Origin of the sequence: Streptomyces sp. NPDC020917 (assembly GCF_044333795.1) — a bacterium.
Classification (GTDB): domain Bacteria; phylum Actinomycetota; class Actinomycetes; order Streptomycetales; family Streptomycetaceae; genus Actinacidiphila.
This window is the reverse complement of sequence record NZ_JBIRRR010000011.1, coordinates 253,560-270,148: the sequence shown is the minus strand read 5'-3', so window position 1 is coordinate 270,148 and position 16,589 is coordinate 253,560. Positions and strand designations below refer to the sequence as shown.

9 protein-coding genes are annotated in these 16,589 nt (G+C 73.0%); 8 read left to right on the top strand and 1 reads right to left on the bottom strand.

The window, feature by feature from the left end:
• Positions 1-398 precede the first annotated feature (398 nt).
• Positions 399-1,340 (bottom strand): SMP-30/gluconolactonase/LRE family protein, encoded by a 942-nt coding sequence (locus ACH4TG_RS24080; protein ID WP_398244526.1) that lies wholly within the window; start codon positions 1,338-1,340, stop codon positions 399-401.
• Between the two features lie 353 nt (positions 1,341-1,693).
• Between ACH4TG_RS24080 and ACH4TG_RS24075 the strand changes: the two genes are divergently transcribed.
• From ACH4TG_RS24075 to ACH4TG_RS24040, 8 genes are all read left to right on the top strand, one after another.
• Entirely contained in the window at positions 1,694-3,637 is a 1,944-nt protein-coding gene (locus ACH4TG_RS24075) for an alpha-galactosidase (protein WP_398244525.1), read from the top strand.
• Positions 3,638-3,656: 19 nt separating this feature from the next.
• Positions 3,657-6,566 carry a hypothetical protein gene (locus ACH4TG_RS24070; RefSeq protein WP_398244524.1) on the top strand — a complete coding sequence of 970 codons (2,910 nt, stop codon included), beginning with the start codon at positions 3,657-3,659 and terminating at the stop codon, positions 6,564-6,566.
• A gap of 79 nt (positions 6,567-6,645) precedes the next feature.
• Positions 6,646-7,938: an enolase C-terminal domain-like protein gene (locus tag ACH4TG_RS24065; protein WP_398244523.1), complete on the top strand. Its 1,293-nt coding sequence runs from the start codon at positions 6,646-6,648 to the stop codon at positions 7,936-7,938.
• Positions 7,939-8,072: 134 nt separating this feature from the next.
• On the top strand, positions 8,073-9,425 hold the full coding sequence (locus ACH4TG_RS24060; protein WP_398244522.1) for an ABC transporter substrate-binding protein: 1,353 nt from the start codon (positions 8,073-8,075) through the stop codon (positions 9,423-9,425).
• Between the two features lie 49 nt (positions 9,426-9,474).
• Positions 9,475-10,374: a carbohydrate ABC transporter permease gene (locus ACH4TG_RS24055; RefSeq protein WP_398244521.1), complete on the top strand. Its 900-nt coding sequence runs from the start codon at positions 9,475-9,477 to the stop codon at positions 10,372-10,374.
• Positions 10,371-11,339, top strand: coding sequence for a carbohydrate ABC transporter permease (locus ACH4TG_RS24050; RefSeq protein ID WP_398244520.1), 969 nt, complete (start codon positions 10,371-10,373; stop codon positions 11,337-11,339). Before ACH4TG_RS24055 ends, ACH4TG_RS24050 begins: the two co-directional genes overlap by 4 nt.
• On the top strand, positions 11,336-15,466 hold the full coding sequence (locus ACH4TG_RS24045; protein ID WP_398244519.1) for a hypothetical protein: 4,131 nt from the start codon (positions 11,336-11,338) through the stop codon (positions 15,464-15,466). The genes ACH4TG_RS24050 and ACH4TG_RS24045 overlap by 4 nt, the downstream gene beginning before the upstream one ends.
• Positions 15,460-16,509, top strand: a complete 1,050-nt coding sequence (locus tag ACH4TG_RS24040) for an NAD-dependent epimerase/dehydratase family protein (protein WP_398244518.1) — start codon at positions 15,460-15,462, stop codon at positions 16,507-16,509. Before ACH4TG_RS24045 ends, ACH4TG_RS24040 begins: the two co-directional genes overlap by 7 nt.
• Positions 16,510-16,589: the final 80 nt, after the last annotated feature.

Below are 16,589 nucleotides of genomic sequence, written 5' to 3'. Positions count from 1 at the left end.
TCGGCGTGCGCTGCGTGCCGGTGGGCTTGCGCCCGTTACGCCACTTCTGGCCGGTGCGACGGTCGACCCCGACGATCCGGCATGCCTGCGTGTTGTTGTAGCCCTGCCGCATAAGCCGGGAGTATGCCGCCCGCTCCCGACTCAGCTTCCGCCGACCCTGCGGCGTCCTATCAGCACGGATCTTAAAGTCCATGACACCCCTTTTGAACTGGGGTGTTGCAACAACCACTAGAACCCAAGGCGCCACCAGCCACAACGACGCCGCACGACGGCAAAGCACACCCGCGGGCACCCCGGACCCCCACAGGCAATGCGAGCTAGGCGGCAAATAACGGGTGCAAGCGCACCGCGCCGCAGGCCGCCCCCGGGTCCGGCCGACCTGTGGGGGCGGCCCCGGCTCAGCCGGCGAACGTACCGACCGGCACGCCGCGCCACCGGGTGGCGGGCAGGGCGAACACCGAACCGGCGAGGGGCTCTTCGCCCTCGGGTACCCCGTCGCACGCCGAGGTGACGTACAGCGTCCCGTCCGGGCCGAACGCGCAGGACGACGGCTGCGACACGGGCATCGGAAGCACGGCCACGCAAGCGCCGTGCGGGTCGTAGCGGCGGACCTGCCCCGCGCCCCAGAGCGCGATCCACAGGCAGCCGTCCTGGTCCACGCACAGCCCGTCCGGCATGCCGTCCGAGGCGTCCAGGCGCAGGAGTTCGCGCAGCGGCCCGAGGTTCCCCTCCGCGGGGTCGAAGTCGGCGGTGAACACCGCCCGCAGGACGCTGTCGGCGAGGTAGAACCGCTGGCCGTCCGGGCTCCAGCCGAGCCCGTTGGGCAGTGTCAGGCCGGACACCACCGTGCGGACGGTGTCGCCGGCCGGGTCCCAGCAGTGCAGCGCGCCTCCGCCCTCGGGGAAGCCGTAGGTCGTGCTCCCGGCCCAGAAGCGCCCGGCGGCATCGCACTTGGCGTCGTTCATCCGCCGCTCGGCGTCCGGCAGGACCGGGTGCACCACCGACAGCGTCGGGTCCGCCGCGCCCGCGCCGCCGTCCTCTCCGTCGGCCGCGTCGGCCGGAACGCCCGCGCCGTTCCCGCCGATCAGGCCGAACCCGGTGTCCACCGCGGCCGCGTAGCCGCCGTTCCGCCGTACCGCGACCGCTCCGAGGCTCATGCCGACGCGCGCCACCGGGGCGGCGGGCCCGCCGCCGGCGAGCGCCGTGCGGGTGAGGACGCCCGACGGGATGTCCACCCAGACCAGTTCGGCCGTGCGGTCGTCCACGACGGGTCCCTCGCCGACGATCGCGCGGCCGCGGACGAAGACCTCCGGTGCGGGCAGGTGAACGGCTGGTGACACGGGGGGCCTCCGGGACTCTGCCAAGGATTTCTGGGTCACTGCAGCGCAAACTCTAGGCAACGTTGTCTCGGATGGCTATGGTTCAGCACGACCGCCTGCGAGGGACGGATGGGTGTCAGGGACGCCCGGATCCGCCCTGCGTACACGGCGGTTGATGTCCGAGAGCTGCCATGAGCCGTTTGACCAGGCACGATGATCTCAACTCCGGGTAGCAGCACCACGAATGCTGCGATGTGTCCCGAGGTGTCCCGCTGCGCTGCCGGGGCGCCTTTGTGCGCAATCCTGAGCCAACGTTGTCTCGCCTGGTCCGATGGCCCCACGGGGCTCTGGATCCGATGCGGAGGGGAGTGGTGATGGCCGAGGGGACCGGCCCGCAGGGCTTCGCCCAGCCGGCCCAGTTGTGGGCTGGGCACGGCGAGGTGCTGCGGGTGCAGGGCGTCCGGGTCAGCGTGCTGGCCGGTGACGTGCGGCTGCGGACCGGGACCGCCGGCACGACCGGTGCCGACGGCGGCGCCGCGAGCGGGGCCGGGCAGGACGCCGGCGCCGCGGAGCTGCGGCTGGAGGCCGGCGCGGCGACGACGGCCGTGCTGCGGCTGGACGTTCCGCTCGGCGACGCGGTCGGGTACTGGCACCCGTCGTCCGGCTGGGAGCGCCATCTGACCGCGGACTGGGCGAGTCGCTGGCGCACGGTCGGGCTCGCCGGGTCGGCGCCGCTGGGCTGCCTGTACGACGCGGCCGGCCGCTCGCTGCTGGCCTTCGCCGCGGACCGGCTCGCGGCCACCACGTGGATCCGGTTCGGCCTCGCCGAGGACACCGCCCGCTTCGGTGTCTGGCTGGCCGTCGACCTCCGGGCCGGCGAGTCCTGCCGGGTGCTGCTCCAGCCGTCCGGACTCCCCTTCGCGGCGGCGGCGCGCGCACTGGCCGGGGCGCTCGCCGGCCCGGACGCCCTGCCCGTGCCGGAGGCGGGCCGGGTACCGGCGTACTCCACCTGGTACTCCATGCACCGGGACGTGAACGCCGCGGACGTGGAGGCCGAGGCGAAGCTCGCCGCGGCGGCCGGCTGCGGGCTGCTGCTGCTGGACGACGGCTGGCAGCTGCACGCCGACGGCACCGGCTACTCGGGCAGCGGCGACTGGACGCCGGACCCGGCGAAGTTCCCGGACTTCGCGGCACATGTGGCCGCCGTGCAGGGCGCGGGGCTGCGCTACATGGCGTGGATCGCGCCCCTTCTGATCGGCGAACGCACCGCGGCCCACCGGGAGTTCGCGCACCTCGCGCCGCACGCCATCCCCCGGTTGCGTTGCCGCGTGCTGGACCCGCGCCTGGCGGCGGCCCGGCGGATCGCCGCCGACGCCTGCGTGGACCTCGTCCGCCGCTACGGCCTGGACGGGCTCAAGATCGACTTCCTCGACCTGGCGATGGCCTATGCCGAGTCGGACGCGGGTGCCGCCGGCCGCGATGACGGTACCGGTGCCGGAGGTGGTGCCTCCGCCGAGAGCGGCACCGGTGCCGCCACCGCGGCCGGAGGGGCCGGGGCCGGCCCCGACGACGTCGACGACGTCGGGATCGGGCTGCGGCTGCTGATGACCGAGGTGCGCGACCGGCTGCGCGAACTGCGCGGTGACGAGCTGCTGGTGGAGCTGCGGCAGCCGTACGCCGGACCCGGCATGCTGGCGTTCGGCAACCTGCTGCGGGCCGCGGACTGCCCGGCCGACGCCACCGCGAACCGGGTGCGCACGCTGGACCTCGGCCTGCTCGCCACCTCGGGCGCCGTCCACTCCGACATGCTCATGTGGGATGCGGCGGCCTCCCCGCAGACCGCCGCACGGCAGCTGCACTCCGCGCTGTTCGCCACCCCGCAGATCTCCGTCAGGCTGGCCTCGCTGACCGAGGACCAGCAGGCGATGACCGGGTTCTGGCTCGGTTTCTGGCGCGACCACCGCGACGTCCTCACCCGGGGGGAGATCGTCGCCGGGCGCCCGGACCAGCTGCACCAGGCGGTCACCGCGCGGCTGGGGGAGCGGGCCGTCGTGGCCTTCCACGCCGAGCAGGCCCTCGCGCGCGTCCCCGCGGCGGACCTCGCCGAGATCGCCCTCGTCAACTCCACCGCCGCCTCACACGTGGTCCTGGACGTCGAAGGGCCGGGCACCACCGTCCGGCTCGACGCCTTCGACGCTTGCGGCCGCCCCGCGGGTTCGCACACGCGCACCCTCGGGCCGGGACCCGACGCGATAGCCGTTCCGCCCTCCGGCCTGTGCGTCGTCAGACCGGTGTCACCCGAAGAACTCCCGTGCTGAAGACTGGAGAGAACCGAACGTGACCGACAATCACGCCAGATCCGACCGCACCACCCCGGAACCCCAGGGCCCCGCGGAGGTCACCCGCCGCAAGGTCGTGGGCTTCGGCGCCGCGGCCGTGGTGGGCGCCGCGGCCGCAGGCGCCCTGGACTGGGCCGGCGCACCGGCCGCGAGTGCCGCCACGCCGGACGGCACGGTGGCGCCGGCCGCCGCGCCGCCCGTGGTCGCCCTCGGCCTCTCGGACCCGACCGGGCTGTACCCGGTGGCCGGGGACGACGCCCGGGCGGATGCCGCGCTGCTCGTCGTGTTCAACCCGACCACCGCGCTGAGCGGTTCGGTGGCCTGGTCGGTGTCCGCCCGCGGTGGCGCCCCGATCTACAGCGGCACCACCGCGTTCACCGCCGCGGCGGGAACGCAGAGCACCACCACCATCGCGCTGGGCGCGTTCGCGTCCGACTACTACGCGGTCACCGCCACCGTCACCAGCGACGCCGGCACCAAACTCCTCGGCCAGACCCTGGGGTTCGGCGTGATCCGGCCCACCGTCGCGGAGCGCCGGCCGGGGTCGGTGTTCGGCCTGGGCATCCGGCCGGAGTCGTCGCCGGTCATCACCAAGCAGATCGCCCAGCGGATGGGCGTGAAGTGGACCCGCGGCATCGCGTCCATCACGCCGGACATCGTCTCTCCCGCGCCGGGGGTGTTCTGGCAGCAGGCCGCGATCGACAAGGCGCGCGCCGAGGTCGCCGAGTGGAACAGCTACGGCATCGAGACGCTGGGCGGCATCAACTACAACATGTCCTGGAACGTCGCGCCGGGTCCTGACGGCAAGCCCATGCTGCTGTACCAGAACCGCCCCAAGGACATGGTCGCGCACGCCGACATGGTCTACCAGTCCATCGCGCCGATGCAGGACCTGGTGCAGAACTGGGAGCTGTGGAACGAGCCGTGGGTGCACGGCTGGACCTGGAAGACCGGCGACGGCCAGGACTACCGCGACATGACGAAGCTGATCTGGGACCGGGTGAAGCCGCAGTTCCCGCACGTGAACCTGATCGGCGGCGGATCGGTCTCGTACAACCGCGACATCGTGTACGCCGAGGGGTCGAAGGACACCGGGTACATCGACGGCTCGGTGAACCACGCCTACGGCTACCCGGACCCGACGCAGTACGCGATGACCAAGACCCAGGTCAAGATGGACCGGCTGTGGTCGCGCACCCAGGGCCGCGGCGGTCAGTGGCAGACCGAGCTGGGCACCGCGGTCAGCACGAGCTTCACCCATGTGCCCGCCGCGCAGGCCCCCTACGGGGTGGCCAGGACCGTGGCGCCGACGTACCTGCTGCACATGCTGGCCGGTGCCGAGGAGGACTCGCCGATCCGGATCTTCTGGTTCTCCCTGTCGTACGACAAGGGGTACTCGGGCCAGGAGTTCAACATCTACGACATCACCACCAAGACCCCGCAGCCCGCGGTGGTGGCGTACGCCGCCATGACGTCCCTGCTGGAGGACGCCCGCCTGGAGTGCGAGATCTACCCGGACGCCAAGTCCACCTGGGGCTTCCTGTTCCGCGGCACCGACGGCAAGGGCCGGGCCGCGGTCTACTCCGACCAGCTCTTCGACGGTACCGAGGAGCACCAGAGCGCCGGCTACACCGGCACCCTGACCCTGGACGGCGCGCGGGGCGTCCGCGTCTACGACTACCTCGGGCGGCGGCTCGCCGACGGCAGCGCGTCGCAGCTCACCCTCACCGTGAACCCGTGGGAGGTGCTGTACTTCGACAGCGACCTGAGCCCCGAGGCGCTGCGGACGCTGCTGACCCGCCGGGCCCGCTTCGACTACGGCACGCCGCTGAAGGTCAGCCTGCTGTCCTTCCTCAAGCCGCTGGACGCCACCAGCACCATCGACGTGCGGGTGGAGAACGTCTCGCCGCAGAACGTGGACGCGCAGGTGCGGATCACCGCGCCGTCCGGGTGGCGGCTGGCCCCCGGGGTGTCGCCGGTGATCGGGATCAAGCCCGGCGAGGTGCGGACCGTGTCGTTCCCGGTCAAGGAGTTCCAGGCGAGCGACCGGAACCGGTACACGATCGGCTACGACGTCACGTTCCCGCAGCGTCCCGACCTGCACCAGACCGGCAGCCAGGACGTGCAGGTCGCCTACCTGCCGTTCCGCCAGATCACCGTGGGCGGCAGCCCCAGCCAGTGGAACGACGTCATCCCGGTGACGATGACCAGCACCTCCGCGGCCGGCGACACCAAGACGTACAGCTTCCAGGCCGCGTGGGACGACAGCTTCCTGTACCTCAGGGCGCTCGTCGGGGACGACGTGCAGCTGTCGCACGTGCCGTTCGCGGACAACGAGTACCTGTTCCCGTTCCAGGCCGACAGCATCCAGCTGGCCTTCGACGCCGTCGCCGACAATCCCGAGGACCTGCTGGCCGGCGACGCGCACTACGACAAGGCGCTGCGGTCCATCTCCCACCTGTACGTCGCGACGCTGGCCACCGGCGGCGTTCCCGAGCTGCACCGCCAGCTCGCGCCGGGCACCAACTACCAGACGTACTACCCGAAGAACGCGGTCCTCCCGACGCCGCTGGGCCCGATCGACGCCGGCCCGGACAGCGGCACCGAGGGCCGGGTGCTGGTGGCCAGGGACGACGTCGCCAAGCAGACCAGGTACGAGATCGCCCTGGCCTGGAGCCAGCTGCCGGAGCTGGCCGCCGCGGTGAAGAACGCGGCGCCCGGCACCGTCACGCCGGCGACCTTCGCGGTCCAGGTGACCGACGCGGGCACCGGCGGCCACGGCGCCACCTACTGGACGGCGACCGCCGAGCCGCCCACTTCCGGCTGCTACAACTTCGCGCCGTTCTGGGGCACCGGAGCCCAGTTCAGCGGCGGCGTGGTCGACACCCGCTGGGGCATCGGCCGCTAGGCCCCGTCCGGGCGGGCCCGGTCCGGCAGGACCCGGCCCGCCCCCTCTCCCGCACCAAGAAGAACCTGGAGTTCCTCCCGTGAGCGACCAAGCCGCCACCTCCGCCGCGCCGGCGCACCGGCCGGCCGAACCGCCGTGGGCGCCGCCGTCCGGCGTGCGCATCACCGCGGTCCGGGCGATCCTCACCGCGCCGGCCGGCACCACCCTCGTCGTCGTCCGCGTCGACACCAGCGAACCCGGCCTGTACGGGCTCGGCTGCGCCACCTTCACCCAGCGGGCGGCGGCAGTGGCCACGGTGGTCGACGAGTACCTGGCGCCGCAGCTGATCGGGCGCGATCCGGCGGACATCACCGACATCGCCTCGACGCTGCACGTGAGCGGCTACTGGCGGTCCGGCCCGGTGCTCAACAACGCCCTGTCCGGTGTGGACATGGCGCTGTGGGACATCAAGGGCAAGCAGGCGGGGCTGCCGGTGTGGCAGCTGCTCGGCGGCCGCTGCCGCACCGCGGTGCCGGTGTACACGCACGCCGCCGGGCGGGACCCGCAGGAGGTCGCCGACGAGGTGCGGGCCTTCATGGAGCAGGGGTACCAGCACGTGCGCTGCCAGGTCGCCGTCCCGGGCGCCGGCACGTACGGGGCGCCGGCCGCAGCGGCCGCGGCCGGCGCCCGCCCGGTGCTCACCCCCGGTGCCTGGGATCCGGCGGCCTACCGGCGCGCCGTCCGCGAGCTCTTCGCCCACCTGCGCGAACAGCTCGGCTCGGAGGTCGAGTTGATCCACGACGTGCACGAGCGGGTGCACCCCGCCGACGCGGTCAGGATCGCGACCGACCTGGAACCGTACGACCTGTTCTACCTGGAGGACCCGGTCGCGCCCGAGGACCTGGAGTGGCTGCGGATCCTGCGCGCGAGCACGGTGACGCCGATCGCGATCGGCGAGCTGTTCACCAACCCGGCCGAGTACCGGCCGGTGGTGCAGGAGCGGCTGTGCGACTTCATCCGCGTGCACATCTCCGCCATCGGCGGCATCACCCCCGCGTGGCGGCTGGCCACCGCGTGCGAGCTGTTCGGGGTGCGCACCGCCTGGCACGGCCCCGGCGACGTCTCGCCGATCGGCCACGCCGCCAACCTCGCCCTGGACCTGGCCTCCCCGAACTTCGGCATCCAGGAGCAGCACCTGTTCGGTCCCGCCGCGCAGGAGGTGTTCCCCGGCTGCCCCGAGATCCGCGACGGCCACCTGTGGCCGAGCCAGGCGCCGGGCCTCGGCGTCGACTTCGACGAGGGCCTGGCCCTGAAGTACCCGCCGCGGCCCGCGGTCCCCGGCCAGGCGTGGCGGCCGCCGCGGCGCGCCGACGGCGCCGTCCAGCGGCCCTGACCGCCGTGGCCCCGTCCGGCCCCGGCCGGACCCACCAGCCCCACAACCGCACATCCCGACCGAACCCGACACCCGGCCCGAGTCCCGTCCCTACGACGTCCAGGCCCCGTCTCACCACCAAGGAGCCCACCCTCATGAGACCCCGCATCACCGTGACCCTGACGGCCGCGACCGTATGCCTGGCCGGTGCGCTGACCGGCTGCAGCTCCAGCTCGTCCGACAACAGCGGCGGCGGATCGACGACCACGCTGAACATCGCCGAGTGGACCAACCCCGGCGCCATCCAGTTCACCCAGTGGCTCAGCGCCAAGTTCGAGAAGGCCCACCCGGGCGTGAAGATCAAGCTGCAGCAGGCCCCGACCGCCAACGGCGCCTGGGGCACGCTGTGGAACAGCCTGCTGCAGTCCAAGTCGGTGGACCTGCTGGCCCTTCAGGCGCCGACCCAGGCCGGGTTCGCCCCGGGCTACACCAGCCTCAAGGCGCAGGGCGCCGCCGCGCTCATCGAGGCCGGGCAGCTGGTGGACCTCAAGGACCAGCCGTTCATGAAGAACTACGACGCGACGATGCAGGCCGCCATGGCCGGCCGCAACGGGCACATCTACGGCGTCATGGCCGCGGAGTACTCCGCGGCCGGGGCGATGTGGTACAAGAAGGACCTCCTGGCCAAGTACCACCTGGACGTCCCCACCACGTTCCAGCAGTTCCTCGACGAGTGCGAGACGCTGAAGAAGGCCGGCGTCACCCCGATCTTCGTGTCCGGCAAGGACGGCATGCAGGGCGGCGTCTGGCAGGGCGTCATGAACCAGATGCTGATGCAGGGCAAGGCGCCCGCCGACGCGGTGAAGGTGGGCAGCGACCGGGCCGACGCGTTCTGGAAGGGCACCCAGTCCTGGACCGACCCGGTGTACCGGGAGGCGTCCGCGCGCTACGAGAAGGTCATGAAGTACATCGAGCCCAACGCGGCCGGTGTCGCGCAGCTGACCGCGCCCGGAGTGTGGGCGTCCAAGGCCGACGACTACCCGTTCCTGCTCGACGGTTCGTGGGACGGCGCGGTCATCCAGCAGGCCAACCCCAAGCTCAACATGGGCTTCTTCACCATGCCGGGCACCGACGACGCGGCGGCCAACCGCCTCACCCTCAAGCCCGACCTGACCTGGGTGGTGCCGACCAGCGCGAAGAACAAGACGCTGGCCATGCAGTGGCTGACGATGTTCTCCGAGCCGGAGAACTACAAGGAGTGGCTGAAGCAGACCGGTTCGGTCTCCACCCAGCCGGCGCTGCAGAACACCGGACTGTCGTGGATGGACTGGCAGAACGCCCACATGACCGACGCCTTCCCGCAGTTGAGCAGCCCGTGGGTGCCGGCCGGAGCGCCGCTGGACGCCGGCGGCCCCGACTTCTACAAGTTGACGCCCATCGGCAAGGACAGCGTCGACACCATCCTGAACCGCTCCGCCAGCGCGTACCGCAAGTCGGTCGCCGGCTGACGGCCGCCTCACCGGCGCACGAGGAAACACCCTAGAAAGGAGGCACGGCGTGGCACGCTGTCCCTTCGGAACGCAACGGACGCGGCGGTTCATTCCCTGGGCCAGCATCGCGATACCGGGAGCCGGCTGGCTGCTGTTCGGGCTGTACCCGTCTCTGGCCACCATCGGATACTCGTTCACCCGGTACTCCGGGCTCCCGGGCACGCCGCTCAACTTCTGCGGCATGTGCAACTACCACGCGGCCTTCACCTCCCTGTCGGACCAGCTCTGGAGCGCGGTACGGGTCACGCTGATCTACGTGGTCGGCGTGACCGTGCTGCAGAACGCCATCGGCCTGGGACTGGCGCTGCTGCTGAACCGCGGCGGGCGCTCCTACACCTTCTACCGCGCGCTGATCTTCATGCCGCAGATCTTCTCCGTCACCGTGGTCGGCGCGGTCTTCGCGCTGATGCTCGACCCGTACTCCGGCCCGGCGGAGAAGGTGGTGCACAGCCTGTTCGGCACCGACTCGGCGTTCCTCGGCTCCAGTTCGCTGGCGCTGCCCCTGGTGATGCTGGTGAACGTCTGGATGTTCTCCGGCTACTCCATGCTCATCTACATCGCCGGGCTGCGGAACATCCCGGCGTCGGTCTACGAGGCCGCGGCGATGGACGGCGCCGGGCGGTTCCGGACGTTCCGGCACGTCACCTGGCCGCTGCTGGCCCCGGCCACCACGGTCAACGTCTTCCTCACCGCCATGGGCACGCTGGGCGAGTACGCGCTCATCCTCGTCCTGACCGGCGGCAACTTCGGCACCAAGACGCTGGGCCTGTACATGTTCCAGTCCGCGTTCGGGGCCGACAGCCAGCTCGGCTACGGCTCGATGCTCGCCATGCTGCAGTTCGTGCTGACCGTCGTGATCGGCGGCGGCCTGCTCTACACGCTGCGCCGGCGGGAGGTCGCGCTGTGACCACACTCGAGACCGCGAAGGCGGCCAGGGCCGCGAAGGCGCGCAAGTACCAGGCGCCGTCGACCCCGCCCGGGGCGGTGCGGCGGCTGCTGTCGACCCGCAGGACCAAGGCGGTGGGCACCAACCTGGTGTGCTTCGCCATCGCCGCCGGACTGTTCGCGCTGCCGCTGGTGTACGTGCTGCTGCAGGCGTTCAAGACGTACACCGGCTTCCTGCAGAACCCCACCGGCGCGCCCCATCCGTGGACCACCGAGAGCTTCTCGGCGGCCTGGCACCAGGGGAACTTCGGCCGGGAGATGATCAACAGCCTGGTCTACGCGGTGGTTCCGGGCACCATCACCCTGATCCTCGGCGTCTTCCTGGCGTTCCCGATCTCCCGCGGGTACTTCAAGTTCTCCAACGGGCTGTACACCTTCTTCATCTTCTCCGGGTTCCTGCCCGGCGGCCTGATCCCGCTGTTCATCGAGGCCCGCACGCTGCACCTGTACAACAGCATGATCGGGTACCTGATCCTGACCAGCCTGTCCGGCGCCGGGTTCTTCTTCTTCGTCGGCTACATCAAGGGCATCCCGCGCGAGATCGACGAGGCGGCGGCGCTGGACGGGTGCGGGTACATCCGGTTCATCTTCACCATCATCATCCCGCAGATGAAACCGGCCCTGGCGACCTTCGGGATCTTCGGTTTCGTGGCCGCCTGGAACAACCTCATCCTGCCGCTGGTCATGCTCTCCGACTCGGCGCTGTGGCCGGTCACCCGCGGGCTGTACTCGTTCTTCGGCGAGTACTCCCAGAACTGGCCGCTCATCGCGGCCGGCACGTTCATCGTCGCCGCACCCATCATGCTGCTGTTCGTGCTGCTCCAGCGCTACCTCGTGGAAGGCGTCGCGGGCGGCGCGGCGTTCGGCACCCAGGGCGTCGCGCCCGGCGCCGGCGCCGGGGGCGCCGAAGTCGGAGGGGGATCGTGACGGCCACCACCCAGTGGCCCGTGGGCGCGGACGAGGTGCGGTTCCGCCTCGAAGACCCGCTCGACCGACCGGAGTTCGCCTGGCCCCGCACCCTGCTGCACTACCGGGTGCGGTGGCCGGCCCCCTCCGTGCGGGCCGAGGACCTCCGGCTGCTCGACGAGGACGGAACGGCCGTGCCGTTCCAGCTCGTCGAGGCGGAGTGCGCGGCCGGCGGCCCGGACGGCGGCGCGCCGCTGGCGTCCGCGACGGTCTGCTTCTTCGCCGGCCTCCCGTCCGGCGGGCGCCACGAGTTCACCCTCCGGGCCGGCGGCGCGCTGCCGCCGGCCCGGCCCGGCCGGGCGGTCGAGGTCCGCGCGGACGGCGACGGCATCGTCGTGGACGGCGGGTCCCTGCGGGTCCGGCTGCCCGGATCCCGCCGCTTCCGCGCCGGCGACGACGTGCCCGGCCCCGTGCTCGGCCTCGACCGCGGGCACGGGTGGGTGGGCGACTCGGTGCTGCACTGCGCCGCCGGGCAGGCCGAGAGCCTCGACGTGCGGCTGGTCGAGGCCGGGCCGCTGTTCGCCACCCACGCACTGGACTACCGCTTCTCCGGCGGCGCCCGCTACACCGCCACCGTCCGCGTCCTGCTCGACTGCGACTTCCTCGAACTCGCCGAGGACATCGACGCGCTGGACACCCACGACGCCTCGTGGGAGCTGCACTGGGACGGGTGCGCACCCACCCACCGCTTCTCGTCGGCCTGGCCGTTCTCACAGAACGCCGAGGACCACGCGGAGCCCGGATCACCCGGACGGTACCGCTGGCTCGGCATCGACGAGCCCGTCGTGGTCGGCGACAGCGGCGAGGACCCGTCCTTCTCCGGACCCGGCGGCCGGGAGCGCCCGCAAAAGGCGATGGCCTTCACCGTCGGCCCGTACGCGCCCAGTTACGCCTGGGGCATCCGCCCGCACGCGACGTTCTGGGACGCCGCGGGCGGCGACGCCATGGGCGTGTTCGTCCGCGACCACGCCCGCTGGGACGACCGCACCTACGCCACCTGGACGTCCGCGGCCGCCCTGCAGATCCGCTTCCGCCACGACGGCGTGCTGCACTGGACCTGGCCGCTGCGCACCGGCACCCGCAGCACCGGCATCGCCTTCTACGACCACGACCGCGACCTGGAGGCGCTCCGGCGCCAGGAGCAGGCGAACCGCCGGCCCGCCCACCAGACCACCCACGTACGCGACCTGCACCACTGGCAGGGCGTGCTCAGCCTCGACCGGGTGAAGGAATGGACCCTCACCTACACCGGCAAGCGCCCCGAACCGCTCTGCCAGGAAGGCGAGTTCAGCACGCCGGAGGAGTTCACCAGCGCGCTGCTGGCCGGGCCGGACGGCCCGCGGCTGATCGCCAACGGGGTGAACGAACTCGCCGGCTACCTCAACATCGGCCAGCGCCCGCTCTACGACCGGCTGCTCGACGGCTACGACCGGTTCGCCGGCCGCCTGGACGACGCGGAACGCGCACGCGTCGACGCCCTGCTCCTGCTGACCGCGTACGTCTCCGCGGGCGAGGAGATCGGCCCGACGCTGCGGATGCTGGGCGGCCACCCCAACTTCCTGTCCGACGGCAAGGCCGCGCTGGCCTGCCTCGCCTGGCTGTTCCCCGAGCACGAGGCCGCCGGCGCATGGCTCGACGGCTTCGAGAAGTTCGCCGAACTCTCCGGCGTCTTCCACACCCGGCCCGCGATGCCGTCCCGCGGCGCCCGGCCCGGCCGCTGGACGGAGAGCCTGGCCACCTACGTCTGGGCGTTCCTGCGGCCGCTCACCCAGGGCAACGCCCTCGGGCAGCTCGCCGACGGCCGCAACCGCATCGCCACACCGGAGTTCGCGGCACTCGGCGCCTGGCTGGTCGACGCGCTGACCGCGCCGGTCGACGTCACCGGCGCCGGCGACCTGCGGCGCCTGCACCCGGCCCAGGGCGCCCACGCGTTCTGGCCGCGGCGGTCGCCGATCGAGATGCGGATGCTCGGCGAGGCACTGCGCCGCTACCGCCCGCTGACCGCCGAGCACCTGCTGTGGGGCAGCGACCCCGACGCCCGGCGCCTGGACAGCCGGCCCGGCGACCCCGACACCTGGCGGGTGCTGCTGCGGTCCGCCGGCGGCGGCGCAGGCGGCGGCGCCGCCGACCCCGGCACCAACCCCCGCCTGCGGAGCACCAAGTACACCGGGTACGGCGTCACCCTGCGGGCCGCCGTCGACGAACCCGGCGAGGTCGCGGTCTTCCTCCAGCAGGTCGACCGCGGCCCCAACTACCGGTGGGGCATCGCCGACGAGAACGGGTGCGGGCACCTGTACTACTACGCCGCCGGCCGCTCCTTCAGCGGCCACGGCCCCGAGGACGCCGGCGACCGCCGGGTCCCGGACGCGACCTTCGCCACCTCCTGCGCCGTCTGGAAGGACGGCCGCTTCCGCGGGATCGGTCCGCACACCCTGGACCGCCCGCTGTACGACCTGGGCACCGCGCAGTACGCCGAGATCACCCCCGACCCCGACGGGCCGGTCGGCGGCCTCTACCTTGGCCGCAGCGTGCTGCTCGTCGGCAGCGACTACCTCGTCACCTACGACGCGTTCGCCGCCGGCCAGCGCATGGTGTGGACCTGGTCGGTGCTCACCGAGGCCACCGGGCACGACGCCAACAGCTACGCCCACCTGCCCGAGCGGATGCCGTTCCTGCACGTGGTCCGGGGCGTGCGCGAGGACGGCGCGCCCGGCGGGACCTTCACCACCGGCACCACCCGCGGCGTCCGGCTGGAGGGCGAGGCCGACGGCTCCACCGGCAACACGCTGGCCGTCGTCAGCCACCGCGACGACCTGCGCGTCGACCCGGCGCGCAGCACCCCGTGGGGCGCGCGGATCCGCACCCCGCACGGCGTCGACCACGTGTTCCGGCACGAGGCCGCGACCCACTACCAGCCCAGGGACGTGGACGTCGACGAGGACGGCCTGCGGTTCCACGGGACCGCGGGCGTCATCCGGCTCTTCGACGACGGGCGGCGGGAACTCGCGCTGTTCCACGGCACCGCCGTGGGCACCGCCGACGTCCTGCTCACCACCACCGACCGCGACCTGGGCATCAGCCTCGCCTACCGCGACCCCGCGGACATCCAGGGCACCTACCGCGCGCCCGCGGACACCGAGGTCACCCTGCACCTGGCCGCGGGCGTCGGCACCGGCGCCGTCCTGTACGTCGACGGCAGCCCGGTGCGGCCGCTCGCGCACGAGCCCGGCGCCCTGCGCATGGAGCTCCCGCGGGGCCGGCACCGCTGGGAGCTCACCGCCCGCCGCCCCGAGCCGATGCCCCCGCGGGTGGTGCGCACCGAGACCGTCCCCGGCGGCGCGGTCGTGCACTTCACGCCCGTGGCCGGCGCCGACGGCTACCTGCTGCAGCTCAGCACCGACGGCGGCACGACCTGGACCGCGGCAGCCGAGACCGCGGCGACGGAGACCACGGCATCCGAGACCCCGGCACAACCGTTCCGGCTGGCCGGTCTGGACGAGGGCAGGAAGTACCACGTGCGGGTCGCCGCACGGAACGCCGACCGGCAGGGCGCTCCCGGCACCGACTACCCGGTGCACGCGACGTCCGCCCCGCCGGAGCCCCCGGACGGCCTGCGGCTGCGGCTCGGCCGCGGCACGGTCACCGCCAGTTGGGGGGAGGTGCTCGGCGCCGGCCGCTACCGGCTCTACCGGCGCACCAAGGGCGAGTCCGGGTACCGCGAGGTGTTCGGCGGCACGGCGTTCGCGTTCACCGACGACGTGCCGGGCCTCACGCCGGCCGGCGACGGCGACGGCGACATCGACGGTGCGGGCGGGGCGCGGGAGAGCAGGCCCGGGCAGGCCCCGGTCCTGGAGTACGCGGTCGCCGCGGAGAACGGCAACGGCGTCGGGCCGTTGTCGGCAGCCGTCGACACCGACCCCGGCAGCCCGCGGCACTGGTACCCGCCGGTGGACCTCGTGTTCCGCCGCGACCACACCTACCACCGGCCGCCGTTCGCACCCGAGGGCACCGCACCCCGGCCGTACGACGAGCAACTGCCGCCGGCCGCACTGCCGGAGGCCGCGGACGCGGGGGAGCGGTCATGGTGAGCGGGCAGCGAATCCTGGTGACCGGCGCCGCCGGCCGGATCGGGCGCGCCCTGCGCCCGCGGCTCGCCCGGCCGGGCAGGACCCTGCGGCTGCTCGACATCGCGGAGATCGCCCCCGCCGAGCCCGGCGAGGACGTCGAGATCGTCCGGGCGTCGTTCACCGATCCGGTCGCGATCGACGCGGCGTGCCGCGACGTCGACGCCGTGCTCCATCTCGGCGGCGAGGCCGGCGAGGCGCCCTGGGAGCGGATCCGCGAGCTCAACATCGACGGGACGCTCCGCGTGCTGGAGGCGGCGTGCCGCCATGGAGTACCCCGGGTGGTGCTGGCCTCCAGCATCCACGCCGCGGGGTTCCGCACCCGCGACGACGCGGACCGCACCGGTACCGGGACGAACTGCGCCGCAGCCGGCGACCCTGCGGTGGGCGGGTTCGCGGCCCACGGGCCGGCACGCAACGGCGCGGCGGTCGGCGCCACTGCGGTGCACGGCGCCGCGGCCAACGGAACCGCGGCCAACGGAACCGCGGCCACCGGAACGGCGACGAGGAGCACCGCGCCCCACGGCACCGCCGTGAACGCTGCGGTCCCGCGCCCCCGGCGCGGCCTGCTCCCGGCGGACACCGTGCCGAGGCCCGACACGTACTACGGCGCCTCGAAGGCCGCGCTGGAGGCGCTCGGCGCGCTGTACCACAGCCGGTTCGGCATGGACGTGTCGTGCCTGCGGATCGGCGCGTTCCGGCCGCGCCCGCTGGCTCCGGAGGACCTGGCCGGGTGGCTCTCGCCGGACGACGCGGCCAGACTGGTGGAGGCCTGCCTGCGGGCCGGGCCGGCCGGCTTCCGGGTGCTGTGGGGGATCTCCCGCAACACCCGGCGATGGTGGTCGCTGGCCGAGGGGGAGGCCATCGGGTACCGCCCGCAGGACGACGCGGAGGACCATCTGGCCTCCCTGCTGGACTCCGGGTCGTTCGCTCCGGGGGACTTCGACCCGGGGGCGGCCCGCAACTTCCGTGTCGGCGGCACCTTCTGCACCATGCCGCTCGGCTGACCGCAGCGGGCCGCGGGGCAGGGTTGATCTTCAGCCCCGGCGTAGAACAACGTTGTCATCAGGGGTACTTGACGGGGATT